General features: G+C 62.7%; 22 protein-coding genes and 1 pseudogene. 15 read left to right on the top strand and 8 right to left on the bottom strand.

All coding sequences use genetic code 11. The features are described 5' to 3' along the window. Positions 1-99 precede the first annotated feature (99 nt). A complete protein-coding gene (locus NMQ11_RS18495) occupies positions 100-1137 on the bottom strand; it encodes a DUF7961 domain-containing protein (RefSeq protein ID WP_255171165.1) in 1038 nt (345 codons plus the stop codon). 217 nt (positions 1138-1354) lie between these two features. On the opposite strand from NMQ11_RS18495, the gene NMQ11_RS18500 reads away from it, so the two are divergent. Together NMQ11_RS18500 and NMQ11_RS18505 are read left to right on the top strand one after the other, a co-directional pair. Further along, complete coding sequence (locus NMQ11_RS18500) at positions 1355-1618, top strand: hypothetical protein (protein WP_255171166.1); 264 nt, start codon at positions 1355-1357, stop codon at positions 1616-1618. Positions 1619-1933: 315 nt separating this feature from the next. Beyond that, positions 1934-2170: pseudogene (locus NMQ11_RS18505) on the top strand (IS110 family transposase); the annotation flags it as partial. A 123-nt stretch (positions 2171-2293) separates the two neighbouring features. Here NMQ11_RS18505 and NMQ11_RS18510 read toward each other — a convergent pair. Next, a complete protein-coding gene (locus NMQ11_RS18510; RefSeq protein ID WP_255171167.1) occupies positions 2294-4093 on the bottom strand; it encodes a hydantoinase B/oxoprolinase family protein in 1800 nt (599 codons plus the stop codon). Beyond that, the gene (locus NMQ11_RS18515) at positions 4090-6135 is read right to left on the bottom strand and encodes a hydantoinase/oxoprolinase family protein (protein WP_255171168.1); all 2046 of its coding nucleotides are present in this window, start codon (positions 6133-6135) and stop codon (positions 4090-4092) included. Before NMQ11_RS18515 ends, NMQ11_RS18510 begins: the two co-directional genes overlap by 4 nt. Positions 6136-6321: 186 nt before the next feature. Between NMQ11_RS18515 and NMQ11_RS18520 the strand changes: the two genes are divergently transcribed. The 9 genes from NMQ11_RS18520 to NMQ11_RS18560 all read left to right on the top strand — a co-directional run bounded on the left by NMQ11_RS18520 (position 6322) and on the right by NMQ11_RS18560 (position 17519). Continuing rightward, entirely contained in the window at positions 6322-6654 is a 333-nt protein-coding gene (locus NMQ11_RS18520; protein WP_255171169.1) for a cupin domain-containing protein, read from the top strand. Positions 6655-6797: 143 nt separating this feature from the next. Then, on the top strand, positions 6798-8867 hold the full coding sequence (locus NMQ11_RS18525; RefSeq protein WP_255171170.1) for a hydantoinase/oxoprolinase family protein: 2070 nt from the start codon (positions 6798-6800) through the stop codon (positions 8865-8867). Beyond that, on the top strand, positions 8864-10672 hold the full coding sequence (locus NMQ11_RS18530) for a hydantoinase B/oxoprolinase family protein (protein WP_255171171.1): 1809 nt from the start codon (positions 8864-8866) through the stop codon (positions 10670-10672). Before NMQ11_RS18525 ends, NMQ11_RS18530 begins: the two co-directional genes overlap by 4 nt. 52 nt (positions 10673-10724) lie before the next feature. Further along, positions 10725-11504 (top strand): aspartate/glutamate racemase family protein, encoded by a 780-nt coding sequence (locus NMQ11_RS18535; protein ID WP_255171172.1) that lies wholly within the window; start codon positions 10725-10727, stop codon positions 11502-11504. Positions 11505-11628: 124 nt separating this feature from the next. After that, entirely contained in the window at positions 11629-13299 is a 1671-nt protein-coding gene (locus tag NMQ11_RS18540) for an ABC transporter substrate-binding protein (RefSeq protein ID WP_255171173.1), read from the top strand. 37 nt (positions 13300-13336) lie between these two features. Continuing rightward, a complete protein-coding gene (locus tag NMQ11_RS18545) occupies positions 13337-14353 on the top strand; it encodes an ABC transporter permease (RefSeq protein WP_255171174.1) in 1017 nt (338 codons plus the stop codon). A gap of 32 nt (positions 14354-14385) precedes the next feature. Continuing rightward, complete coding sequence (locus tag NMQ11_RS18550; protein ID WP_255171588.1) at positions 14386-15255, top strand: ABC transporter permease; 870 nt, start codon at positions 14386-14388, stop codon at positions 15253-15255. Between the two features lies 1 nt (position 15256). Next, positions 15257-16447, top strand: coding sequence for an ABC transporter ATP-binding protein (locus NMQ11_RS18555; protein ID WP_255171175.1), 1191 nt, complete (start codon positions 15257-15259; stop codon positions 16445-16447). Continuing rightward, positions 16440-17519 (top strand): ABC transporter ATP-binding protein, encoded by a 1080-nt coding sequence (locus NMQ11_RS18560; protein ID WP_255171176.1) that lies wholly within the window; start codon positions 16440-16442, stop codon positions 17517-17519. The genes NMQ11_RS18555 and NMQ11_RS18560 overlap by 8 nt, the downstream gene beginning before the upstream one ends. 128 nt (positions 17520-17647) lie before the next feature. Here NMQ11_RS18560 and NMQ11_RS18565 read toward each other — a convergent pair whose 3' ends face one another. After that, positions 17648-18187: an Lrp/AsnC family transcriptional regulator gene (locus tag NMQ11_RS18565; protein ID WP_255171177.1), complete on the bottom strand. Its 540-nt coding sequence runs from the start codon at positions 18185-18187 to the stop codon at positions 17648-17650. A gap of 691 nt (positions 18188-18878) precedes the next feature. On the opposite strand from NMQ11_RS18565, the gene NMQ11_RS18570 reads away from it, so the two are divergent. Continuing rightward, positions 18879-19349: a twin-arginine translocation signal domain-containing protein gene (locus NMQ11_RS18570; protein WP_255171178.1), complete on the top strand. Its 471-nt coding sequence runs from the start codon at positions 18879-18881 to the stop codon at positions 19347-19349. Positions 19350-19604: 255 nt separating this feature from the next. On the opposite strand, the gene NMQ11_RS18575 is transcribed toward NMQ11_RS18570, so the two are convergent. After that, the gene (locus NMQ11_RS18575; RefSeq protein ID WP_255171179.1) at positions 19605-20447 is read right to left on the bottom strand and encodes a hypothetical protein; all 843 of its coding nucleotides are present in this window, start codon (positions 20445-20447) and stop codon (positions 19605-19607) included. A gap of 156 nt (positions 20448-20603) precedes the next feature. On the opposite strand from NMQ11_RS18575, the gene NMQ11_RS18580 reads away from it, so the two are divergent. Both NMQ11_RS18580 and NMQ11_RS18585 read left to right on the top strand, forming a co-directional pair. Further along, entirely contained in the window at positions 20604-20858 is a 255-nt protein-coding gene (locus tag NMQ11_RS18580; RefSeq protein ID WP_255171180.1) for an ATP-binding protein, read from the top strand. Positions 20859-21001: 143 nt separating this feature from the next. Beyond that, positions 21002-21268 carry a HalOD1 output domain-containing protein gene (locus NMQ11_RS18585; protein ID WP_255171181.1) on the top strand — a complete coding sequence of 89 codons (267 nt, stop codon included), beginning with the start codon at positions 21002-21004 and terminating at the stop codon, positions 21266-21268. Positions 21269-21286: 18 nt separating this feature from the next. Here the strand turns inward: NMQ11_RS18585 and NMQ11_RS18590 are convergent, their stop codons facing one another. Beyond that, on the bottom strand, positions 21287-21592 hold the full coding sequence (locus tag NMQ11_RS18590; RefSeq protein ID WP_255171182.1) for an ArsR family transcriptional regulator: 306 nt from the start codon (positions 21590-21592) through the stop codon (positions 21287-21289). A 524-nt stretch (positions 21593-22116) separates the two neighbouring features. On the opposite strand from NMQ11_RS18590, the gene NMQ11_RS18595 reads away from it, so the two are divergent. Next, on the top strand, positions 22117-22320 hold the full coding sequence (locus NMQ11_RS18595) for a hypothetical protein (RefSeq protein ID WP_255171183.1): 204 nt from the start codon (positions 22117-22119) through the stop codon (positions 22318-22320). 891 nt (positions 22321-23211) lie between these two features. Here the strand turns inward: NMQ11_RS18595 and NMQ11_RS18600 are convergent. Together NMQ11_RS18600 and NMQ11_RS18605 are read right to left on the bottom strand one after the other, a co-directional pair. Next, entirely contained in the window at positions 23212-23724 is a 513-nt protein-coding gene (locus NMQ11_RS18600; protein WP_255171184.1) for an Lrp/AsnC family transcriptional regulator, read from the bottom strand. A 381-nt stretch (positions 23725-24105) separates the two neighbouring features. Continuing rightward, on the bottom strand, positions 24106-24522 hold the full coding sequence (locus NMQ11_RS18605) for a universal stress protein (protein ID WP_255171185.1): 417 nt from the start codon (positions 24520-24522) through the stop codon (positions 24106-24108). Between the last annotated feature and the right edge of the window lie 109 nt (positions 24523-24631).

The raw sequence follows: 24631 nt of genomic DNA on the forward strand, positions 1-24631 counted from the left end.
AGAATCATTCATTCTGCCCTGTTGAATAGTGCTCTCGATCGAACGCCGCATGATGCGTTTTACAGAATTGAGTAGCAGTTCTTTTCGAGTTACTCTCAATCAGTATTGGTGCTCAAAGCTGAGTTCTGCGTGGTTGTATGAGTATGTTTTAATTCCGGCTTCGTCACAACGCGAGCCAAGATCACTTGGCTGAACGTAAGGTTGCTCACCGAACTCCTTCTCGAGATGCTTAACGAATACGACAGTCACGTCTCGGTCTTCATTATCCTCCGCAACCTCGAGAATCACCGCTAAATCTGGATCGTCGTAATCAGGCTTGATGACATAGTCGCCTGGTGTAAACGCGTTCTCTGCGAACTCGAGATTCGTATGCTTGTATGTGTACAGTTTGATGTCTTGATCGTCACAGTACGATGCAAGCTTCGCCGGATGAATCTCACGCCAGTTCCCAGGCCCGTTATCAAGCATATTTGGGAACGCCACACTGACTGCTTCACCGTCCATACTCTGCCCGTAGAGGTTGATGTCTTTCTCCGGAGGGAGCACCTCAACAACGACTGCAACCGACGCATCATCATCCCCAGCTTTCACAACCCGGTCCCTCGGCTTGAACGGATTCTGTGGCTTCTGATTCATATGTGCCGTATTCGGGCCTAAATCCTGCAATTCGTTCATCGGTCGAGCAGCGAGGTGGGCGAGCTTTTCCGGCTCTTCACCTGAATATGCCTCCTGAGTTTTCACCTTCGATTTCAGTGTTTCCGTCCGCTCCCATCCAAGGAGGATAAGCGCATCCTCGTTATCACGATGCCAAACCATGACGACAATATCGTCGTCTGGGTCGTTCTCGAGAATATTTGCTGGGCGAAACGCAGACACGTCTCTGGAAGTTTTTACGTCAACTTCGTAGCCAAACACCTCGAAATCGTATCCCGAGAAACTCTCGGGATTACACCGTCTGATCGCCTCTTCGTTCTGCCATTCCCACATCTCCACAGGAAGATACTCTCGACAGAATTGTTCAAACGCGAGCTCCCCAAGATTCCCGATTCGCTTTACATCCAGATCACCCGCGCCTTGGATTACTGCTTGATGATGAGCCCGCTCCCTGTCGATTTCATCAGGTGTATAGAGATACATAGCACACTGATTCGCCACGAACAGGATATATTTTTCTAACTAATTTTATCGGGCAATATAATAGCACCTCAACGAAGCACTCGTCTCTTCAAGTGGATCTGTGAGTTCCTTCGAACGAGATCTTCGAGTCCGTTAGTTACCCTGCGAAGCCGGGTCCCCTCTCACGTGGGGTATCCTTAAGCGACTCGATGCTGAAGAATCCCAGTACGAAAACGAGATGGACGACAGTACTGATCCACGACCGCCGCTTTCGGAATGGATTCTAAACGCGTACGACGTCCTTTGCACACACAGTCTCGATTCGGACGATCATGAAGATGTGCAGTCGGTCCCTCGAGAGCACGCACTCGAGATCCTTCTTAGAAGTGATGAGCTAGCCCTTGAGCCTGAAGATGCGAACTATGCGCTCACCCGGCTACTCGAGCGGGGCTACTTCTACGAGGTCGACGATGAACTCCGTGTGACGGCGCCGGAAAACTGACTTCTGGTTGTAGTCTGAGACTGCTCGCTCACTACACGTGCGAACCTAACACGGTCACTTTTATCATTTACCATTCATTTTGGTGGAGTCGTGCTGACTCGATGGCATTCTGCTATCCTATGAGAGCGTGAAACGAGTATGAGGCGCAAGAGACCGACCCATTTTCCGTGCCCGAGAGCACGTGGTGCTGACTGTCCGAGTCCGTAGGAAGCCGAGTCCTGGGTATCACAGCCCGACCGCCGCTCCTGACGACAGTCGGGAAAGTCCGCTTAGGTGAATCTCTGTTTCACGCACCGACGTTCTACGGTGAGTCCAATGTTCATTGGAATCGACGTGCACAAGCGGGACTCACAAATCGCAGTATTGGACGAATACTGTGAGATCGTTAAAGAGGTTCGCGTCGAAAACGCGAACCTCAGCGACTTTACCCGGCAGTACGTTGACTCAAAACCTGCGCTTGAAGCGACCACCAACTACTACCACATCCATGACACTCTTTCAGAATATCTGGATGTGACCGTCGCTAACCCCGGCAAATTGAAGTTGCTCGCATAAGCCGCCGACCTCTCCGCTCGATAACTCCGCGTTCCGCTCGAGGGAACGGGTGTGTCTACCACGCTCCGCGAACGGCGACGGCCAAAGAACGAGTTCGGTCCTGGGTGCCGGAACCGGGGCTCAGTCGGCGCGCAGCGACTCGGTCTCCTCGCGGTCGAGATCGCCGTCCTCGGTGATCGCGACGCCGTAGACCTCGCGGGCGGTCTCCCGCGAGACGTAGCCGTCAATCACGTCCTCGCGAACTGCCTCCGGATCGCGCTCGAGCGGATTGCCGTAGCCACCGCCGCCACCGGTCCGGTTGGAGATGACGTCGCCAGGGACGAACTCGCCGCGGAACATGCCGACCCACAGCTGATCGTCGTCGTAGATGTCGGTGTTGTCGACGAGCACCTGGACCCGGTCGTCGTCGGCGTCCGCGTCGTCGACGAGGTCCAGGACGACGCCGTTCTTCGCGCCCGGCTTCCCACCGTCGATTCCCCAGCCCGGCTTCCGCGTCTTCTGGATGATCGAGAGCGCGCCGACGGGGTGGGCGATCCGGAAGTCCCGCCGGAGGCCGAGACCGCCGCGGTGCTCGCCGGCGCCGCCCGAGTCACGCCGGAGCGAGAGCTCGTCGAACTCGATCGGCGCCTTGTTCTCGAACACCTCGACTGGGATGTTCTGGACCATCGTCTCGCTGATGTGCATGACGGCGTTCGCGCCGTCGTGGGTGTCGGTCGCCCCCCAGCCGACGGCGTCGTTGTTCGCCTCGACGAACTGGCGGCCGGTGTCGGGGTCGACGCCGTACAGCATGATGTCGTTGAGGTCGCCGCCGGAGCTCGCGGGGATGCGGTCGGGCATCGCCTTCGCGAGCGCCTTGTACACGACGTCGATGCTTACGATCGCCGTCCAGATGGTGAACGTCGGCGCGGGGTACGTCGCGTGGAAGAGGTTCCCCTCGGGCGCGTGGATCGACATCGGCGCGTACTGGCCGGCGTTCGACACCTCCTCCGGCGTGGTGATCGACTTGAAGCAGAGCTTGCTGACGGTCTCGGTCATCCCGCGCGGGAGGTTCAGCGGCCCCTCGACTTCGTCGTCGGAGTTCGAGAAGTCGAAGCGGACCTCCTCGCCATCGATCGTCACCTCGACCTCGATCCGAATGAGTTCGCCGGTCGTCCCGTCGGCGTAGTCGACCGCCGACCACGTGCCGTCGGGGAGCTCCCGGACGGCCTCGCGGGCGGTGCGCTCGCCGTGATCGTGGATCCGCTCGATGCAGCGGTCGACCGTCTCGGAGCCGTACTTCCCGTGAAGCTCGCGCAGCCGGCGCTTGCCCGTTCGGATGGCGGCGATCTGCGCGTTCAGGTCGCCGAGAACCTTCTCCGGGATGCGGGAGTTGAAGCGGATCAGGTCGAGGATCTCCTCGTCGGGCTCGCCGCGCTTGTACACCTTGGTGCCGGGGAAGATGACGCCCTCCTGGTGGACATCGGTCGAGTCGAGCACGTAGCCGGCGTCCTTCGCACCGAGGTCGAGCCAGTGAGCGCGCGTGGCGGCGTAGCCGATGAGCTCGTTCTCCTCCGCGTCGGCGTCCTCGCCCTCGCGGAAGATCGGCGCGAACACGCCCACGTCGAGGGTGTGCGTCGAGCTCCAGTACGGGTAGTTCATGATGATGACGTCCCCCGGCTCCATGTTCTCCTCGCCGAGGTGCTCGACGAGCTTGTCGAGGGCGTAGTCGTTCGCCCCGAGGAACAGCGCGAGGCCGGGCGAGTCGGCGATGAGATTGCGGTCGCGGTCGTACAGCGAGATGCCGAAGTCGAGGATCTCGTAGATGATCGTGTTGTACGCCGTTCGGATCAGCGTCCGCTGCATCTCCGTGGCGGCCGAGGTGAGGTAGTTTCTCACCACCTCGACGGTCGCCGCGTCGGGCTCGAGCGTCGACTCGCTCATTCGCGGTCACCTCCGTCGACCGCGACGACGAGCTGGCCGTACTCGTCCACCGTCGCCGTCTGGTCGCCGTGGTAGACGATCGTCGTCGTCGGTTCCCGGACGATCGCGGGTCCCGCAACGGTTGCTCCCGGCGGGAGCTCCGCGCGGTCGTAGACGTCGAACGAGACGAGCTCGCCGGCGTGGAAGCAGTACGCCTCCCGCGAACCCGCCGGCTCGAGCGCCTGGTTGTCGACCGACTCCCGCCGTTCGAGCGTCGGCTTCTCGGTGCGGCCGGAGGCGCGGACGCGCTGGTGGACGACCTCCGCCGGATCGTCCATCGTGTGGCCGTAGCGGTCCTCGTGTCGGTGGTCGAAGCGCTCTTTGACCTCGTCGATCGACGCGAGGCCGTTCGCGTCCACGTCGACGGTGTGCTCCTGACCGAGATAGCGCATCTCGAGTGAGTGATCGAGGTGGATCTCGTCGTCGTCGAAGCCCTCCCCGGAGAGCGTCTCGACGGCTGCCTCGTCGAGCTCGTCGAAGACGGTTTCGAGGTCGGCCAGCTCGAGGTCGGTCAGCGCGGCGATGTTCGTCCGCGCGAAGTCGTAGACGACGTCGGCCATCAGCATCCCCCACGCGGAGAACACCGAGGGCGCGTTCGGCACGACGACCTCGTCGACGCCCATCTCGCGGCCGAGCAGCGGCACGAACATGCCGCCCGCGCCGCCGAAGGCCATCATCGAGAAGTCGCGCGGATCGAGGCCGTTCTCGATCGTGATCTCCCGGATCGCGCCGACGGTGTTCGCGAGCGTGACGTCGAAGACGCCGCGGGAGACGTCGGTGACGCTCGACTCGAGCGGGTCGGCGAGCGTCTCGCGAAGCGCGTCGCGGGCGCCGTCGGCGTCGAGCTCCATCTCGCCGCCGAGGAAGTCGTCGGGGTCGATGTAGCCCAGCGCGACCGCGGCGTCGGTGACGGTCGGCTCGGTGCCGCCCTGCCCGTAGCTGACCGGCCCCGGATCGGCCCCCGCGCTCTGCGGGCCGACTTTCAGGAGGTCGCCGTCGAGCCAGGCGATCGAGCCGCCGCCGGCCCCGATCGTCCGGATGTCGTAGACGGGGATCATCAGCGGCTGGTGCTCGAGCCGGGCGTCGTACTTCACCGCGGGGGTGCCGTTCTCGATGACGCAGGCGTCGAGACTGGTTCCGCCCATGTCGACGGTGATGAGGTCCTCGCGGCCGGTCTCGCGGCCGACGTGGGCCGCGCCGATCAGCCCGCCGGCGGGGCCGGAGAGGATGGTGTGGACCGGCGCGTCGGTCGCGCTCTCGGCGGCGAGGGTGCCGCCGCCCGAGCGCGTGATGAAGAACGGGCCGTCGAAGCCGGCGCTCGAGAGCGCCGCGTCGAGGTCGGCGACGTAGGAGCCGAAGATCGGCTTGATGTAGGCGTCCATCACCGCCGTGCTCGTGCGCTCGTACTCGCGGTACTCCCGCGTGATGTCGCTCGAGATCGAGACGTTCACGTCGGGGTGAGCCTCGCGGATCGCTTCGGCCGCCTCGCGCTCGTGGTCTGGATTCCGGTAGGAGTGCAGGAAGCAGATCGCGATCGCATCGACGCCGTGGTCGTCGACGAGGCTGTCCGCGGCGTCGCGGACGGCGTCGACGTCGAGCGGTTCGACCTCCTCGCCCTGGGCGTTCAGTCGTCCGGCGACGCCGATGCGCCGGCGGCGGGCGACCAGCGACTCCGGCTTCTGGTACCGGATGTCGTACATCGCTCGCGGCTCGACGTTCGTGCGGCCGATCTCGTAGACGTCCCTGAACCCCTCGTTCGTGATGATACCCGTCGTCGCCCCCTCCCGCTCGAGGACGGCGTTCAGTCCGAGCGTCGTCCCGTGGACGAACGCGTCGGTGTTCGCGAGGTCGGCGCCCACCTTCTCGATGGACGTCACGACCCCGGCTTCCGGTTCGTCGGGCGTCGTCGCAGCCTTCTCTACCGCCACGTCGCGCGTCGTCTCGTCGAAGCTGATCGCGTCGACGAACGTCCCCCCGATGTCGACGGCAAGTCGTTCTGTCACGTGTTATCTCACCTCAGTACGGATCCATAGTCGAGTGTCGGTATATAATTTATGCACAGAATGGCTCTCTCGAATACGTATCGAAAAACGAAACTAACGATTTGAAGTTGTAATGGTTTTATTGATCACGTATCGTTCAATTATTCTGCCGAAGAGTTTACGTCGCCGTCTCCGCATAGGTGAGCCATGAGTGGGCTTACCGTTCACGAACTGGCGATGAAGTGGGACGAGAGCACCGGCGAGCCGCTGGCGCTCTACGGGTGCGACGAACCGACGGTCCAGACGGGAAGCTACGTCATCGAACCGGGCGAGCGCGTCCCCGAAACGGGGACGACGAGCCACGACGGCGACGAGCTGTCGGTCCTGCTCTCGGGCGAACTCGAGGTCGTCGTCGACGGCGAGCAACACACTGTCGGCGCCGAGTCGCTGACCGTGATCCCCGCCGGCGCGCCGCACTACAGCGAGAACGTCGGCGACGAGCCCGTCCGACTCGTCTACACGATCCTCGGCGAGCTGTAAGCCACGCCAGGCGGGAGCCGGTAGTCCGAGCTCGACACTCGGCGATACATTGTTGTTTTCCACAGTTCTGAGAACGAATTGTACTCTGACTAGCCAGATAGTGCACACAAAGTTAATAGTCTGTGTCGTATTGTAGATCAACTATGATAGAGAACACCACACGTGTCGCGGTGGACATCGGCGGCACGTTCACCGACCTCGTCGCGGTTCGCGACGGCCGCCTGTCGCTCGAGAAGGCGTCGACGACGCCGTCGAACTTCGCGGACGGTGTCGTCGACACCCTCGAGAAGAGCGACCTGTCGCTCCCGGCGATCGACCAGTTCGTCCACGGAACGACGGTCGTCATCAACGCGATCACCGAACGAAACGGCGAAGACTGCGCGCTGCTCACGACGAGCGGCTTCCGGGACGTCCTCGACATCACGCGGGCCAACCGCCCGGCCATGTTCGACTTCCGGTACGAGAAGCCCGACCCGTTCGTCCCGCGGCGGGACCGGTTCGAAGTGACAGAACGGATCGACCAGGCCGGCGAGGTGTTGACGCCGCTCGCGGAGGACGACGTTCGCGAGGCGGCGGCTGCGATCCGCGAGCGCGGAATCGATACGATCGCCGTGGCCTACGTCAACGCGTACGCGAACCCCGAGCACGAGCGACGAACGAAGGAGCTCCTGGCGGAGGCGTACCCGGAGGCGTACGTCACCCTCTCGCACGAACTCTCCGGGGAGTACCGCGAGTACGAGCGGACCAACACGGCCGTCCTGAACTCCTACGTCCGACCGATCGCCGACACATACCTGAGCACGCTCGAGTCCCACCTCGACGAGGAGGGCGTCGCGGGCAACCGGTACGTGATGAAGAGCAACGCGGGGACGAGCAGCTTCGAGCAGGCGCGGCGGAGTCCCGTCGAGATGGTCGAGAGCGGCCCCGTCGGCGGCGTCTTCGGCGCGGCTCGCGTCGGCGAGCGGATCGACGAGCCGAACGTCGTCAGCTTCGACATGGGCGGCACGACGGCGAAGACCTCGCTCGTCGCGGACGGCGACGTCGACATCCGGACGGAGTACTGGCTCGAGCGCACGTCGAACCACGAGGGCTACCCGCTCCAGGTCCCGGTCGTCGACATCGTCGAGATCGGTGCCGGCGGCGGCTCGATCGCCTGGATCGACACGGGCGGCTCGATCAACGTCGGTCCGCAGAGCGCGGGCGCCGATCCGGGCCCCGCCTGCTACGGACTGGGCGGAACCGACCCCACCGTGACGGACGCGAACCTCGTCACCGGTCGGCTCAACCCCGAATACTTCCTCGGCGGCGAGATGGACCTCGACGAGGAGCGCGCCCGCGCCGCGCTCGAGCCGATCGCCGACGCGTACGGAACCGGCGTCCGGGAGGCCGCACACGGCATCCTCCGGGTCGTCAACTCGAACATGGCGACGGCGCTGAAGCAGGTGAGCCTCCAGCGCGGCTACGACCCGCGGCGGTTCGTGATGGTCGCGAGCGGCGGGGCGGGCGGGCTCCACGCGGCGACGCTCGGGCTCGAACTCGGCGTCCGCGAGGTGATCGTGCCGCAGGCGCCCGGCCAGTTCTCCGCCTGGGGCATGCTGCTGACCGACCTCCGCAAGGACTTCGTCCGGACGCGAGTCCGACCGTTCGACGGCGACGCCGCGAGCGAGGTCGACGACCAGTTCGCCGCGCTGGCCGAACGGGCCGAGCACGAGTTCGACGCCGAGGGGATCGACGCCGCGGCGATCTCGCTCGAGCGCAGCGTCGACCTCCGCTACGCGGGCCAGGAGCACACGGTCCAGACGCCGCTCGCCGGGGACGCCGCGACCCCCGAGACGATCGAGCGGACGATCCGCTCGTTCCACCGCCTCCACGAGTCGGCGTACAACTTCCGCCTCGACGACCCCGTCGAACTCGTGAACCTCCGGCTCACCGCGACGGCCGACGTCCCCAAGCCGACGATCGAGCGGGTCGAGCGCGACGGTCCCCTCTCGGACGCCCGAAAGGGGACGCGCGCGGTCGACTTCCGGACGGAGGGGACGATCGAAACGCCGGTGTTCGAGCGGAGCGCGCTCCCGACGGGACGGCCCGTCTCGGGACCGGCGATCCTCGAGGAGCCGGCGTGTACGACGCTCGTCAATCCGGGCCAGTCGTGTCGCGTCGACGAGTACGGCAACGTTCGGATCGCGGCGAGCGAGGGGGTGAGCGAGCGATGAGCGCGCCGAGTACCGACGCGGACCAGGTGGCGGAGCTCGATCCGTTCACCCGGGAGGTCGTCACGAACGCGCTCCAGAGCGCGGCAGAAGAGGCGTTCATCAATCTCGGCCGAACCGCGAAGTCGAGCGTCATCTACGAGACGCTCGATTACGCCTGCGGGCTGATCGACCCCGACGGCAACGTCGTCGCGCAGGCGAACGGCGTGCCGGGCTTCCTCGGGACGCTCAAGTTCTGCGTCGAGGACGTCGTCGAGAAGTTCGGCCTCGATGGCTTCTACCCGGGAGACGTCGTGCTCCTGAACGATTACCACGGCGGGACGCACCTGAACGACGTCGCGATGGTCGCACCCGTGTTCGTCGAGCGCGAGGGTGCGTCCGACTCGAGCGCGCCAGCACCGACGGACGAACTCGTCATGTTCGCCGCGTCCAAGGCGCACTGGACCGACGTCGGCGGGAAGGACCCGGGCTCGTGGACCACCGACGCGACGAGCGTCTTCCAGGAGGGGATCCAGTACCCGATGGTCAAGCTGTACGAGGAGGGGGTGCTCAACGAGAGCGTCCGCGACATCGTCGCGGCCAACACCCGGATGCCCGAGATGACTCTCGGCGACATGCAGGCCCAGGAGGCGTCGATGGAGGTCGCCGTCGAGCGCGTCCAGGAGATCGCCCGCGAGTACGGCACCGAGACGCTCGAGCGGACGGTCGACGAGTGGCTCGCGTACGGGCGGGAGCTCGTCCGCGAGGAGGTCGAGAAGCTCCCGAACGGCACCTACCACGCCTCGGACTATCTCGACGACGACGGCGTCACCGACGAGCCGGTCCACGTCGAGGTCGAGGTGACGATCACCGACGAGGCCGTCACGCTCGACTTTACGGGTACTGACCCCGAAACGACGGGGCCGATCAACTCGCCGTACGCCGCGAGCGTCAGCGACGCGCGCGCGTTCTTCCAGGCGATCACCCTCCCCGACGCCCCCACGAACGAGGGGTTCTTCGAGCCGCTCGAGATCGTGATCCCCGAGGGGACCGTACTGAACGCGACGAAGCCGGCCCCGATCGGCACGGACTGGGAGTCGTCGGCGATGGCCGCGGACCTGCCGTGGAAGGCGCTCGCGCCGCACCTCCCCGAGAAGCTCTCGGCCGGCCACTTCACCAGCGTCTGCGCGACGATCGTCGGCGGCACCGACGACCGAACCGACGAGGAGTTCCTGGTGATCGAGCCCCAGCCCGGCGGCTGGGGCGCCTGCCACGACCGCGACGGAGCAGACGTGCTCGTCTGCAGCGGCGACGGCGACACCCTCGAGATGCCCGTCGAGGTGATGGAGACGCGGTTCCCCCTGCTGTTCGACCGGTTCGCGCTCGACACGCCCCAGCGGGCGGGTCACGGCCGGTTCCGCGGCGGGACGGGGCTCATCCAGGACTACCGCGTGTACAACGAGAGCGGCGCGTTCGTCACCGCCTCGTTCGGCCGCTCCGAGTACCCCCCGTGGGGAACCGAGGGCGGCCAGCCCGGCGACGGGAACTACATCGAACTGCGCCGCACGGACGGCTCCGTCGAGCGGACGAGCAAACTGACGAACGAACCGCTCTCCGACGGCGACGTCGTCCGGTTCGTCACGAGCGCCGGCGGCGGGTGGGGGGCCCCGCTCGAGCGCGACCCCGAGCGCGTCCGCCAGGACTTCCTCGACGACTACGTGACCCGCGAGATCGCCCGCGAGACGTACGGCGTCGTCCTCGCAGACGATGGAACGGTCGACCACGACGAGACGGTCACGCTCCGACGCGACCGATCGAACGAATCGTAACCTCAGCACCGACACTCGAACGAACCGACACGCCACGACCACAACGACAACGATGACAAACACAACCCGAATCCGATGGATCGATCCGGTCGGCCATGACGACTTCAGCGGCGATATCGAAGCGCTCCTGACCGACGTGAAACGACCGAACACCGAGGTGGAGACCGTCTCGCTCGAGCGCGGCCCCCACCACGTCGAGTACCACTACTACGAGTCGCTCGTCCTGCCGGACGTCCTTCACCTGGTGAAAGAAGCCGAGAACGACGGCGTCGACGCGACGGTGATCGGCTGCTTCTACGACCTGGGGCTCGAGGAGGCCCGCGAGGTGTCGGAGTCGATGCCGGTGATGGGGCCGGCGCAGGCGACGACGCACCTGGCGTCGACGATGGGAGACACGTTCTCCGTGATCGTCGGCCGGCGAAAGTGGATTCCACAGATGCGCTCGACGATCGAGCGGTACGGGCTGGGCGACCGGCTCGCGTCGTTCCGCCCGGTCGAGCTGGGCGTGCTCGACTTCCAGACGGAGCCCGACCGGACGCGAGACCGGCTGACGGAGGCCGCGCGAGCGGCGATCGAGGAGGATCACGCGGAGGTCGTCATCCTCGGCTGTACGGCGGAGTACGGCTTCCACGAGACGCTGCAGGCGGAGCTGGGGGTGCCGGTACTCGACGCCGTCGTCGCGCCCTTTAAATTCGCCGAGCTCCAGGCGGAGCTGGCGAGCCTCGGCTGGACGCACAGCAAGGTCGGCGGCTACGAATCGCCACGCGTCGCCGAGATCGAGGAGTGGGGGCTGTCGGACGCGTTCCGCACCCGCGGCGTCTGGGAGAGATGATTACGATCTGGGCAGATGAAGGACACGGATCGTAATCAAATCCGGACCTTATATGTCTAATTTGCATGTAGTGTTCGACAATACGCCGAAAATTATAAATCGCTCCGATTCGGTATACCATACCATGACTCGCGGTGACAACCAACGAGGGGGATCGGGACTCCTGTCGAGGCGGCAGATCCTGCAGTACGCGGGGGCGGCTGGACTCTCGGCGACGCTCGCCGGCTGTGCAGGGGAAGAACCGGACGAAGACGTCGATCCGGATGCCGACGACGACGACGCCGGTGGCGGCGGTGACGGCGGCGGCGACGACGATTCGACGCTCGTCTACGCGACGACGATCTCGCCGAGCACCATCGACCCGATGGGTGTCTCGGACAACTTCGAGAACATCTACGCGGTCAACGTGTACGACTCGTTGCTGAGCTACACGGACGACACGCCACCGGAGATCGTCGAGTCGCTCGCGACGGAGTGGGAGGTCGGCGACGACGATCAGACGTACCAGTTCACGCTGCGCGACGACGCCACGTTCCACAACGGCGACCCCGTCACCGCGGACGACGTCGTCTACTCGTTCCAGCGGATGCACGACATGCAGGCCGGACTCTCGTGGATGTGGGACGGGACCGTCTCCCCGGACGGGGTGAGCGCGCCGGACGAGACGACCGTCGAGATCGAGACCGACCGCACGTTCGCGCCGTTCCTGTTCACTCTCCCGTACCACCCGATCGTCAACGAGGCCGAAGTCGAGGAGAACGACGACGACTGGCTCCAGGACAACGACGCGGGAAGCGGCCCCTACGAACTCGTCGAACACGTTCGCGAGGAGCGGATCGTCCTCGAGCGAAACGACGACTGGTGGGGCGAGTGGCCCGGCGACGGCGACCCGTTCGACGAAGTCGTCATGGAGATCGTCCCGGAGGAGGGGACGGTGACCGGGATGATGCGAAGCGGAGACGCCGATATCACCGACGAGTGGCTCTCGGTCGAATCCTACGAGGAACTCGACGGACTCGACGACGTCAGTGTCAGCGACGAGGTCACGTTCTCGCCGCTGTACGTCTTCATGCACAACGGCCGCGAGCCGCTCGACGACGAGAACGTCCGCAAGGCCATCTCCTACGCCGTCGACTACGAGACGATCGTCGACGAGATCCTCCTGGGCAACGCCGAACGGCTCCAGGGGCCGCTTCCGGACGCGATGTGGGGGCACAACTCCGACGTCACGCTGTACGACCAGGACCTGGATCGGGCGCAGGAGTACCTCGACGAATCGGGCTACGACCCCGAGGAGATCGAGCTGACGTACACCTACGTCACCGGCCTCACCGTGACCGAGAACGTCGGCCTCCTGATGCAGACGAACCTCGCCGAACTCGGCATCGACCTCGAGCTCGAGGCCGCGCCCTGGACGCGCATCACCGACATGGTGACCGACCCCGAGTCGACGTCGGACATGCACGCGATCTACCTCTCGTTCTCGTACGTCGATCCGGACACGTTCCTCTTCCCGGCCTGGCACACCGACTCGCACGGCAGCTGGGAGAGCGCGTCCTGGTACGAGAACCCCGAGGTCGACGACCTCCTGGACGAGGCGCGCACGGAGCTCGACGAGGACCAGCGCATCGAGCTCTACGAGGAGGCACAGGAGCTGATCACCGACGACGCCCCGGCGCTGTTCGTGGTCAACGAGGCGGAGCTGTACGGCGTCAACGAACGCGTCGGTGGCTACGTCGACAACGGACTCGTCGGCTACTCGAAGGCCTTCTGGCGGCTGTACCACCAGGGCTGAGCCGACCGAGACCACGCACACGACCAGACACTAATCAATGGGTTTCAAAGGCTACGTACTCAGACGCGTTCTGTCGGGAATTCCCGTCTTCATCGGCCTCTCGATCCTGATCTTCACGCTCGCTCGCGTCCTGCCGGGCGACCCCGCGCGGCTCGCACTCGGACCGCGAGCGAGCGACGAGGCCGTCCAGTCGCTCCGCGACCACATGGGACTCGACGAGCCGATCGTCGTCCAGTATCTCAACTACATGGCCGGGCTGGTTCAGGGCGATATGGGCATCTCGCTGACGACGAATCGGAACGTCGCGGCGGACCTGCTCTACTTCTTTCCGGCGACGTTCGAGCTCATCACGGTCGGGATGCTCATCGCCGTCCTCTTCGGCGTGCCCCTCGGCGTGATCGCCGGCAAACACAAGGACAAGTTCGGCGACAACGCGAGCCGGCTGTTCGCCTTCTTCGGCGTCTCGATGCCCGCCTTCTGGGCGGCCATCCTGCTCCAGCTCGTCCTCGCGTTCTACCTCGGGCTCCTACCCGCGACCGGCCGGATCGGAACCGCCCCGCCGAGAGTCACCGGGCTCATGATCATCGACAGCATCCTCGCGACCGATCCGGCCGCGCTCCGGAGCGCCCTGGCGCACCTCGTGCTCCCGGCGTTCGTCCTCGCGCTGGCGCCGATGGCCGACATCGCGCGGATGACCCGCTCGAGTTTCATCGAGGAGTTCAACAAGGAGTACGTCCACTCGCTGCACTCGTCGGGCATCCCCGGCCAGCTCATCGCGTACAAGTACGTGCTCAAGGCGTCGTTCGCCGCCACGCTCACGATCATCGCACTGGACTACGGCTTCCTCATCGGCTCGGCGTTCCTCATCGAGATCGTCTTCGCCTGGCCGGGGATGGCTCGCTACGGCGTCAACGCGATCCTCGAGAACGACATCAACGCGATCATCGGCGTCACGCTGGTCGTGGGCGTCGTGTTCATCGTCGCGAACATCGTCGTCGACGTGCTGTACGGCTACTTCGATCCGCGGGTCCGCTACGGGGGTGAGGACGAGTGAGCACCCTCGAGAACTGGGCCCGCTCGGAGGCGATGGAGCCGCGGATCGAGAGCGCAAAGCGGATCGCCTACCGGTTCCGGCAGAACCCGCTCTCGATCGTCGGCCTGACGATCATCCTCGGGCTCGTGTTCGTCGCGGTCTTCGCGCCGTACATCGCCCGCTTCCCGCAGGACGCCGGCTACATGGGCGAACCCGCGGTCAACTTCGGCAACCGGTTCGCGGAGCCGAGTCTGACCCACCCGTTCGGAACCGATCAGGCCGGTCGGGACATCCTCTCGCGGGTGATCTTCGGCACCCGGTACTCGCTGGCGCTCGGCCTGTTCGTGCTCACGTTCGCGATCGGCATCGGCGTCCCCGTCGGCCTCGTCGCGGGCTACGTCGGCGGCGCGGTCGGCACCGTGCTGATGCGGATCACGGACGTGTTCCTCTCGGTGCCGCCGCTCGTGCTCGCGCTCGCCGTGGCCGTCCCCCTGCAGCCGAGCCTCCGAAACGCCATGATCGCCATCGCGATCGTCTGGTGGCCGTGGTACGCGCGGCTGGTGTACGGCGAGGTGGTCTCCGTCCGCCAGGAGCAGTTCGTCGAGGCCAGCCGCGGCATCGGCACGGGCAGGATCAGGATCATGTTCCGCGAGATCCTGCCGAACGTGCTCGCGCCGATCACGGTCAAGTTCAGCCTCGACATGGGGTACGCCATCCTCATCGGCGCGGGGCTCGGCTTCCTCGGGCTGGGCGCACAGCCGCCGACGCCCGAGTGGGGGACGATGATCGCCGAAGGTCGGGTGTACCTCCCGGCCCAGTGGTGGTACTCGACGTTCCCCGGCGTCGCGATCTTCGTCGCCGTCCTCGGCTTCAACTTACTCGGCGACGGCCTCCGGGACGTCTTCGACGTGGAGGTGAAGTGAGATGGCCGACCCGGTCCTCGAGGTTCGCGACCTCGAAGTTCACTTCAACACGTACGACGGCCGCGCCCGCGTGGTCAACGGCGTGAACCTCACAGTCGAGGAGGGCGAGACGGTCGCCCTCGTCGGCGAGTCCGGCTGCGGCAAGAGCGTCACCGCCGAGACGATCATGGGGATCCTGCCCCAGCCGCCCGGCGAGATCGTCGGGGGCGAACTCCGCTACCGGGGGGAGAACCTGGTCGACGATCCCGCCGCCCACCAGCGGGTCAAAGCCGAGTCGATGGGCATGATCTTCCAGGACCCGATGACGAGCCTCTCGCCGGTGTTTACCATCGGCGAGATGATGCGCGACGTGCTCACCTACCGGGGGAAGACGAACGTCGGCTGGCTCGAGATCGCCCGGAGCACCCTCGGTCGCCGGCGGGCCGACGAAGAGGAGATGAACGAGCGGTGCATCGAACTGCTCGATAGGCTCCGGATTCCGGATCCCGAGGGAATCCTCGACCGGTATCCGGTCGAGCTCTCCGGCGGGATGCGCCAGCGGGTGCTGATCGCACTGGCGCTGCTGGGCGAACCGGAGTTCCTCATCGCCGACGAGCCGACGACGGCGCTCGACGTCACCGTCCAGGATCAGCTCATCGACCTCCTGTCCGAGCAGGTCGAGCGCGAGAACCTCTCGATGCTGTACATCACCCACAACCTCGGCGTGGCCCGCCGGATCGCCGACCGGATCTACGTGATGTACGCGGGGGAGATCGCGGAGGTCGGCACGAAAGCGGAGATCCTTCAGGAGCCGCTTCACCCCTACAGCCGCGGCCTCATCGGGAGCGTCCCGAAGCTCACCGCGTTCGATCGGCAGGGGATCGACGGGCTCATTCCGGACTACACGGACCCCCCGCAGGGGTGTCGGTTCCACCCGCGCTGTCCGGCCGCGATGGCCGGCGAGTGCGACGTCGACCGACCGCCGCGCTACGAGATCGAGCCCGGCCACGAGGTCGCCTGTCACCTCTACGATTGGGAGCTCGACGGGACGGAAGCGCTCGAGATAGCCGACGACGAGATCGACTACGAGATCCGCGGCGACGAACCCGAACCGAGCGACGACGCGTCTGCGACCCGGCGCCCGCTCTCGGTCGAGACGAACCCGTCGCGACCGGGTACGGCTCGAGAGGGAACGGAGGACACCGATGAGTGACGCAAACGCAGCCGCCCCGAGACCCGAGGCCGCGGACGAGGTCGTCCTGCGCGTCCAGGAGCTGACCAAGTACTACCCGATCACCGGCGGGCTGTTCCGCACGAAGGTCGGCGAGGTGAAAGCCGTCGACGGCGTCTCCTTCGACGTTCGCCGGGGCGAGACGTACGCGATCGTCGGCGAGTCGGGCTGCGGGAAGACGAGTCTCGGGAAGACCGTCGCGCGCCTGCTCGAGCCGACGTCGGGAACGATCGAGTTCCGGGGCCAGGACATCGCCGCGTTCGACGACCGCCAGCTAAAGTCGATTCGCCGCGAGATCCAGGTCGTCTACCAGGATCCGACGTCCTCACTCAACCCCCGGAAACGGATCAAGGACATCGTCGCCGAGCCGCTGGTCGTCCACGGCGTCGGCACGAAAGCCGACCGGCGCGACCGCGTCGCCGAGCTGCTCGCCCGGGTCGACCTCCCGCAGGAGTTCGCCTACCGCTACCCGAACGAGCTCTCGGGCGGCCAGAAACAGCGCGTCGCGATCGCCCGCGCGCTCACGCTCGAGCCGTCGCTGCTGATCTTAGACGAGCCGACGAGCGCGCTCGACGTCAGCGTGCAGGCGAAGGTGGTCGCCTTACTCGAGGAGCTCCAGGCGGAACTCGACCTCGCGTACCTGCTGATCACGCACGACCTGAGCCTGACGAAGAACATCGCCGACCGGATCGGCGTCATGTATCTCGGGCGGTTCATGGAGCAGGCGGACGCCGACGAGCTGTTCGCGCGCCCCCGGAACCCCTACACCGAACAGCTCCTCTCCGCGATCCCGATCGTCGACGAGTCGGAGGCCGTCTACAAACCCGAGAAGATCGAGATTCAGGGGGAGACGCCGGACCCGTCCGATCCGCCGTCGGGGTGTTCGTTCCACCCGCGCTGTCACCGGGTGTTCGACGACTGCTCGTCGGTCGCCCCCTCACTGGTTCGCGTCGGCGAAGATCACACGAGCCGCTGTCTGCTTCACGAACTGGCGGACGAGGACGCTCCCGGCTCGGCTACGGACGTCGATTCCACCGGCCGCGGCGATCGGTAGGCTCGAGCCGGATTCGCCGCCGCTGTTGGCGCCCTCGTCGGGTGATCGGTCACCGGCGGAGACCGCCATACGCCGTGTTCCGGTCGAGAGCCGGCGCTTCGCGAGAGACGCTGTTCGTGCGGCGAGACTCAGTCCATCGACCCGTCGACCCTGCTGTGCCAGGCTTTGTGCGTCTTGATGACGGGGATGACCTCGTAGGAGTCGACGATGTCCGTCCGCTGCATCAGCTCGTTCACGTAGCGTTTGATGTCGCGCAGCGAGCCGTGCCACACCCGGACCAGCATGTCTGACCGACCGAGGTACTCGTCGACCTCGTAGACGAGCTCCTGCTCGAGGAGGAACTCGATGAACTCGTAGATCTCCTCGGTCGTCACGTCCGACTTGAGCGTCACCTGCACGTCGGCGTACTTGAGGTTCACCTCCTGTAAGACGAGCACGGCCAGGATTTTGATGACGTTGTCCTCCTGAAGCTTCCGGCGGCGGCGTCGAACGGCTGTTCGCGACAACCCCACCTTCTCGCCCAGTTCGGTATCCGAGATTCGCCCGTCGTCGTTGAGAATTCGGTAGATCTTATAGTCGACCTCGTCGAGGTGTTCGGTGACGAGTTCCTGAATCGATTCGTCGACGACGAGTTCGTCGCCCAGTTCCGAATCGGACGTTCGTGTCATACCGTCTAGTACCGACGAGTCTCCCTTGAAGATAGTGTCTTTCGCTCTCCGACTCGAAGCCGAATCGCTGAGACCGCGTTTAATTGGCCACCGACCGGGAGTAGAACTAGTTTGTCGACCAGTACAACCAAAGGGGGTCGACGTGAACGTTACGTATGAGCGCGAGCGAGCGAGAGGGGCTGACGAAGGGAGTACGGCGACGTTGAAAAAGAGCTTCGCGAAGCGATCCGCTACGAGCTCACTCCGGACGGGCGAGCCGACCTCGAGAACCCCGAGGAGACGCTCGGCGAGTATCTCGAGGAGATGTGGCGGGCGGAACTCGAACGCTACGAGCTACCTATAACGGCGAGAGAGTCCCGCCGTTTACGGCGTCCTCAGAACGCGAAGCGTTCTGATGGGCATCGCAAACCTTCTGTTTGCTCAAGGGCGTGAATCGCGTCACTCGACTGCGCAAACTACCGGTCACTCCCTGGCCGGAGTCTCCAAGTCGTCGGCGGCGTGGATCAACACAATGACGTTGCGAAGAAGGACTTAAATTGTTCCTGAAGATCTCGAAAAGTGAACGAAGCAGGCTGATTACCATTAGCGATCTTCAGCCCATACCCTCTGTGAAATCAGTCGGAAAATTACACTGTATCTAAATTATTACTATTAGTATTTTGTGCGCAGAAAACGCTACTTTAGCACAAGTATGAGCGACCAACCTTCCTTCACCCGGCGCTCCGTTTTGAAATGGTCGGGTGGTGCTGTCGTAGCCGCAACTCTTAGTGGATGCACTGAAACAGCAACGGTGTATGAGGTGTGGGGAGGTGTTGCCCAGATCGTTCTTGAATGCTACACCGATGGATGGAGAGGCGTCGAACCAGCGATCATCGAGGATGTACAGAATCCGACGCTCGTCCTTTACGAAAGCCACGAGTATGAAATCACGATGAGAAACGGTGATGGCGAGGCTCACTCCCTCGAAATACGAGCGGGTGATCAGACAGTTGATTCGGACTATCAAACATCACTAACCGACGAGAGAGGGGAGACAGAAACGGTGGCTATCGAGGGAGTCCCATGGATGACCGAATACGTCTGCAAGGTGCACAGCCAGACCGAGTGTGGAGTGGTTGATGTCCGGCCAGAGGGAGATACAGACACCTATGAAGGCGAGTAGACCCGCACTGCAGGGCGACTAGTTCAGCCAAGCCAGTTGGGGACGAAGAGCGGGAAGACATTCTCAACCACTGGGTTCCGTTGTTCGAGGACTACGACATTGATGCTGCGTTCGAACACGATGACCACGCCTACAAGCGAACACATCCCCTCGAGAACGGTGAAGCAGAGTCTGATGACGGTATCCTCTACCTGGGTGACGGCGCGTGGGGACAGAACCCCCGTGACGTCTACTCACCGGAAGAGCAACCATATCTCACTGTAAGCAACAGCGAGCCGCACATGATCCATCGGCATCGAGTTCGAAGATTCCCTCGCCAACTGTGTCGGCTAAGGCCTGATACCGTCGCACTGCTGCCTCCCCAGACGCCTCAGAAGAGGTCACGTCCGCGCCCCCGTGCTCGACGGCGTTCCGAAATAGGTTCTCGAGCAGGTGGTGGAGGTGTACCGGATCGACCTGGATCGCTCGATCCGTCTCGATCGCGAGGGACGCCCCGTTCTGGTTCACGTCCTGCCAGGCGTCCTCGGCTACGTCCGCCAACTCCACCGGTTTCCCATCGATGGTCACGTCGGTGCTTCGAGCAGTGATGAGGAGGACGTCGATCATCTCCTCGATGCGATCAAGCGACTGCTCGACTTCGTCGGCAGCAAGCTCGTCCCCTCGCGCTGCAGGCCCGACATACGCCTGCGCAATCGCCAGTGGATTGCGCAGTTCGTGCGCAAGTATCCGTGAAAAGCTCTCCAATCGATCGTTCTGGCGCTGAAGCTGCTGTTTGTGGTCTTCGGTCTCTCGTGCACGGGTGATGGCTCTCGCTTCGTTCAGGCCGATCGCGAGGCCGGCGACGCCACCGACGGCCGTCACGAGCGCGGCCGTCCAGAGCGGGTTCCGGTTGTCGACGGCGGGATTGATGACGACGAGCCCGTAGACGATGCTCATCACCACGAGCCCGCCGAGACACCAACCCGCGATCCGCCAGTACGTCTCGGGGTGCAGGTCGGTACGAGGTAACCTGTAGCCACCGTATAGGAGTGCGATTCCAGGACCGCCGACGAGAACGAAGTCGATGAGTGCCGCGACGGGCGGCTGTCCCGTCGCCACGTTGATGAGGACACGTCCAGCAGCGTACGCGAGGTACAGCTCACCAAGGAGAACGATGGCGTGTCTGCCATCGACTCTCGAAGTGATGAGCGACAAGTGAAGCATTGTACGCGAACTGTGAACACATGTTTTCGGAGGTTACCCTTAGTCATATGGATGCTTTTCTGGGAGATCCTCACTGAGTTAGTAGCCGACGACAGAGCTGGAATCCCGGCCGAATACAGGGACGCGATATTCGAGACCGGATACACGACGGCCAGCAGTGAGGGCGGGATAGGGCTCGAGTTGACGTTCGTCCAGGAGATGGCAGCGGTCTACGAGTGGCAGTGTTCAGTGACGGAAAGTGCCTCTGGTGGTGCACGGTTCGGGTTCGAGAACGTGACCGAAGTGCAGAACACGACCCACTGCTGACGCCACCTGTTTCGGCAGGCCCACTCCTCAGTTGGACTCCTCATTTCCAGCTAAAAGGCGAAATTCGCTGTTAAGACAGCCCCTCACGACAAAAATATAACCACATTATTTTTACAAATCTCAGTGAAGGGGAACTCGAGAAAATGAAGAGCGAGTCGCATACTCTTGCTGTAGAGCGGTACGAAACGCCCAGTACAGCGGTAGCACTAACAGTGGCAGAGGTTATCGATACCGAGCCTGAGAATCTTCCTCCACTGTACAAGACGATTAACACTGACGCATTAGACTCGCTCTTCAAACCAGTAGACGAGACCTCACACGAGGTTCACGTCGTCTTTCGTTACGAAGGGCACATCGTCGAAGTCCGTTCTGCGGAGGAAATGACTGTAACCGTTGAACCAGTGGAATAGCCGGTCGCGCCAGAAGCATTACGCCAGACCGGAGGGAAGTCGCTTATGATTCTCTTGAAGAACCTCCAGGAGAGGACGGATGTTCTCGAATTGCGGCCCCCTTACTACTTCGAAATTAGTAGTCTTTCTCACATATCCCTGGTCTGTAAGCTGAGGAAGATGAGTGTGGTGCATCTCGGTTTGGAGCCCCTGGAATTCAGCCTCTCCGTCAGCCACCTCTTCTGGAATCATCACCGACTCCTGTTCGAGGAGTTTCACCAGTATCCGGCGTCGATGCTTACTCATAAGGGCGCTGAGCATCGCTTTCCACGGGTCGGGAGTCATGGCACATTGTGAGGGATTGTCGTGTAGAACCATTATAGTTACTCATACGGGTTGAATGGAGTGTACGATAAGAAACAGACGGTCGGTGAATCAGTGGCTCCACTATCGCCAATCGAATGGAGTGACAACAGTCGATCTGCCCGGCCGATTCTTTCACGAATCATCCTCGGTTCTATAGGAGAGTTCGAAATGAAAAACAGAACTACTAATCACTGGTAGTCGGGGATCAGTCTTCTACCTCGATCTCTATGCCTTCCTCAGTGTCTGTATCCGTGTCACTACTCCGACGAAGTAATTTGTCGAGGATGCTCATATCTATTAGCCACTTTGTATAGAAATATGGATTGTGGTTGCATAGTTACATCCTATAATAGTGGCTTGGAACGTTCACGTTCAACAACCTTCTTTAAATATAGTATTGATATGTGTATTTCCAACGCCAATTTCAGACCGATTAGATAGGGATAGGGCTAGTTGTTACCGGTTTCATAACCTCTATGGCGTGCTATGTGGCCTCATAGGCTGTGACAGATTCCCCCCTTGCATATCAACAATCCATGTTGGCTGAGGTCGTTAGAGAAGCGACCGTACAGGAATCACTCTCAGTCGAAGACTGCCAGAAGCTTCAAACTCAAATCGCACAAACACAGTCATTAGCAGAAATCGATCACCTCTGGGAGGCCCTGTCCGAAGAGTATCGAATTATCGAGCCATACGCCCCAGCGTGAGGAAGACGGCTGGGGGCTTATGGCCTGCGATTAACGTTCGTTGGGCGCGGACGTCTCTATGTCTACATCTGAAACCGGTGCACGCCGACTTCGTGCCATGGGGCTTGTTTAGACGCTCGTGAGAACGGCCCTATGGCTTGGCTCCGTCGGTATCTGCGCGTCACCGATGACAGTGGTGACCACGGACCGAGACGATAGTATTTCTACCTCCTCGATAGAACGGTTGAGACGACGAAGTGGTCAAGACAAGCTCTTATCCGTCAGCTCCATTTTTGACTCGTCTGTAACTACTCCCGTACCGGAGGCCTGTTGTCCTTAATCCGCGCGTCTCAACACAGCCGACAGGATGCATTTAGGTTGACTCTCGCAGCGTTGGTGGGTGTCATCCTTAGTGAGAGGCAAGGGGTCGCTGGGTTTCCAGAAACTCCATCAACGGTTTGAGTTCCTCGTAGTCCGGGCCTCGTGTGATGCTGTGAGTGTCACGGTCCCATCGAATTAGTCCGGCCTCTTCCAACAGTGGAAGGTGAACATGGGTCATCCGGATTCCCTCCTCAGTGGGAGCCTGCTCTCGCGTCTCGATGCGGTGGCGCGTCTCGTTCAGAACCGACAGCAGGAGGTCGCGCCGTCGTTCATCCGCCAGCGCGGTGAAGTATCGGTCTTTCATGGGTCTCAAAGGGTGTCTCTGTGCTGGCCAGGTGACTTCGCGTTCGTCCTCTATCCTCTACGGGAGGGTGAAGCGCTACGTAGATAACTCTATTGTGAACGTATATGTGCATATTGTGAATCTTGCAGTAGAAGGGCGCGTTCCCTGTGTATTCCCGATTGGGACTGTGTGGTTTCTCCTGGTTTTCGTCTCAGATACTGTGGAAGTAGCCGTACTCTCGTAAATTGTCAGTTGACTGGTTCTGCGTCGTCGGTGTCGTGGGCGGCCATCGTATCTTCCCCTTGCAGGAAGAAGTGGTTGAACGGCTGGACGTACCGCCGTCTCAGCATCTCTGCGCTCTCGATTTGGACACCAAGATCGTGGACGGCATCGGTGATTCTCGTCACATCGGCCGTGCTCGTCCCGACTACATCGACGTGGACGTTTCGTCGGCCGGTGAGCATCTCACGCATATCGATGACTCCCTGAATCCCCCGCACGTTCTCCGAGTACTCGGTGAGCTCAGCGGGCGGAACGCTAATGACAAACGTCACTTGTAGCGGGAGGTTGGCCGCCTCGTAGTCTATCTCTGGATGGTAGCCCCGGATGATGCCGTCTGCTTCGAGTTGGCCGATACGATTACGAACGGTGCTGGGCGAGACGCCAATCGGGTCGGCGATGTCTTGTGCGGTACTGTTTCGGGCGTCTTGCTGGAGCAGGTACAGAATGCTTCGGTCAACGTCGTCGAGGTCGCGTCCCATATCGACCAGTAGTATGTGGAATGTTAACCCTGTTTCCCCTCGCACTGGCACTGTCACCTCACACGGTCGACATCCATCGTGGAGAGTCCCCTTGCAGTCTCTCCCATCCGGTTAAATTCGCGGCTACTATATTCACACAACTTCGTGTTCCGTTTGTACGCGTAGTGAGCGAGCAGTCTCAGACTACACCAGAAGTCAGTTCTCGGAGCCGTCACACGGAGTTCATCGTCTGCAGACGATCGGAGTCGGACACACGTGTCGGCCCAGCGGCTCGGCTTTGCTCACACGCGTCCGGTGAGTCTCGGTGAGACCCTGTGCAAGGGCCAGGTGAACGACCCTGGACGGCTCCGTGAGACCGTCTTCCACAGGGCGACACCCCCCTCAGCGAACCACGGTAACGGTGGTCGGGGCGCGCCTGACAACGGTCTCGGCGACACTCCCCAGTAACACGCGGGAGGCACCCTCCCGACCGTGACTGCCGATGACGATGTGACTGACGTCGGTTTCCTCGGCGTACGAGACGATCTCTCGAGCGGGCTTGCCGATGACCGTTTCGATCCGGAATTCGACGGGTTCTGCCTCCAACAGCGTTTCGAGCTCTGCGGACAGCTCGGGTGTGTCCGCGTCGTCCCGCTCCGCCAGTTTCTCCTGTACGAGTTCGACGCCCGCTTCGAGCGATCCATCAGCCACTTCGATGACACGTAGCAGAACGATCTCCTCGGCGCTTGTGTTTTTAACCGCGTGCTCTACTGCTCTCTGCGCCGGGGGCGCCCCATCGTAGGGGACGAGGACTGTCATAGCGCTAGTCAGCACCGGACGATGATAAACGTCCACCCCGCGTAGACCCGCGGGCAACTCATCTGGAACCCGGACGTTCCTCAGCCACAAAGCCGACCACGTCGACACG

Source organism: Natrononativus amylolyticus, assembly GCF_024362525.1.
Classification (GTDB): Archaea; Halobacteriota; Halobacteria; order Halobacteriales; family Natrialbaceae; genus Natrononativus; species Natrononativus amylolyticus.

What these genes read in the sequence shown, in the direction of transcription:
- NMQ11_RS18495 (WP_255171165.1), bottom strand. Translation starts at nt 1,137, where the DNA reads ATGTATCTCTATACACCTGATGAAATCGACAGGGAGCGGGCTCATCAT.
- NMQ11_RS18500 (WP_255171166.1), top strand. Translation starts at nt 1,355, where the DNA reads ATGGACGACAGTACTGATCCACGACCGCCGCTTTCGGAATGGATTCTA.
- NMQ11_RS18510 (WP_255171167.1), bottom strand. Translation starts at nt 4,093, where the DNA reads ATGAGCGAGTCGACGCTCGAGCCCGACGCGGCGACCGTCGAGGTGGTG.
- NMQ11_RS18520 (WP_255171169.1), top strand. Translation starts at nt 6,322, where the DNA reads ATGAGTGGGCTTACCGTTCACGAACTGGCGATGAAGTGGGACGAGAGC.
- NMQ11_RS18525 (WP_255171170.1), top strand. Translation starts at nt 6,798, where the DNA reads ATGATAGAGAACACCACACGTGTCGCGGTGGACATCGGCGGCACGTTC.
- NMQ11_RS18530 (WP_255171171.1), top strand. Translation starts at nt 8,864, where the DNA reads ATGAGCGCGCCGAGTACCGACGCGGACCAGGTGGCGGAGCTCGATCCG.
- NMQ11_RS18535 (WP_255171172.1), top strand. Translation starts at nt 10,725, where the DNA reads ATGACAAACACAACCCGAATCCGATGGATCGATCCGGTCGGCCATGAC.
- NMQ11_RS18540 (WP_255171173.1), top strand. Translation starts at nt 11,629, where the DNA reads ATGACTCGCGGTGACAACCAACGAGGGGGATCGGGACTCCTGTCGAGG.
- NMQ11_RS18545 (WP_255171174.1), top strand. Translation starts at nt 13,337, where the DNA reads ATGGGTTTCAAAGGCTACGTACTCAGACGCGTTCTGTCGGGAATTCCC.
- NMQ11_RS18550 (WP_255171588.1), top strand. Translation starts at nt 14,386, where the DNA reads ATGGAGCCGCGGATCGAGAGCGCAAAGCGGATCGCCTACCGGTTCCGG.
- NMQ11_RS18555 (WP_255171175.1), top strand. Translation starts at nt 15,257, where the DNA reads ATGGCCGACCCGGTCCTCGAGGTTCGCGACCTCGAAGTTCACTTCAAC.
- NMQ11_RS18560 (WP_255171176.1), top strand. Translation starts at nt 16,440, where the DNA reads ATGAGTGACGCAAACGCAGCCGCCCCGAGACCCGAGGCCGCGGACGAG.
- NMQ11_RS18565 (WP_255171177.1), bottom strand. Translation starts at nt 18,187, where the DNA reads ATGACACGAACGTCCGATTCGGAACTGGGCGACGAACTCGTCGTCGAC.
- NMQ11_RS18570 (WP_255171178.1), top strand. Translation starts at nt 18,879, where the DNA reads ATGAGCGACCAACCTTCCTTCACCCGGCGCTCCGTTTTGAAATGGTCG.
- NMQ11_RS18580 (WP_255171180.1), top strand. Translation starts at nt 20,604, where the DNA reads ATGCTTTTCTGGGAGATCCTCACTGAGTTAGTAGCCGACGACAGAGCT.
- NMQ11_RS18585 (WP_255171181.1), top strand. Translation starts at nt 21,002, where the DNA reads ATGAAGAGCGAGTCGCATACTCTTGCTGTAGAGCGGTACGAAACGCCC.
- NMQ11_RS18590 (WP_255171182.1), bottom strand. Translation starts at nt 21,592, where the DNA reads ATGACTCCCGACCCGTGGAAAGCGATGCTCAGCGCCCTTATGAGTAAG.
- NMQ11_RS18600 (WP_255171184.1), bottom strand. Translation starts at nt 23,724, where the DNA reads ATGGGACGCGACCTCGACGACGTTGACCGAAGCATTCTGTACCTGCTC.
- NMQ11_RS18605 (WP_255171185.1), bottom strand. Translation starts at nt 24,522, where the DNA reads ATGACAGTCCTCGTCCCCTACGATGGGGCGCCCCCGGCGCAGAGAGCA.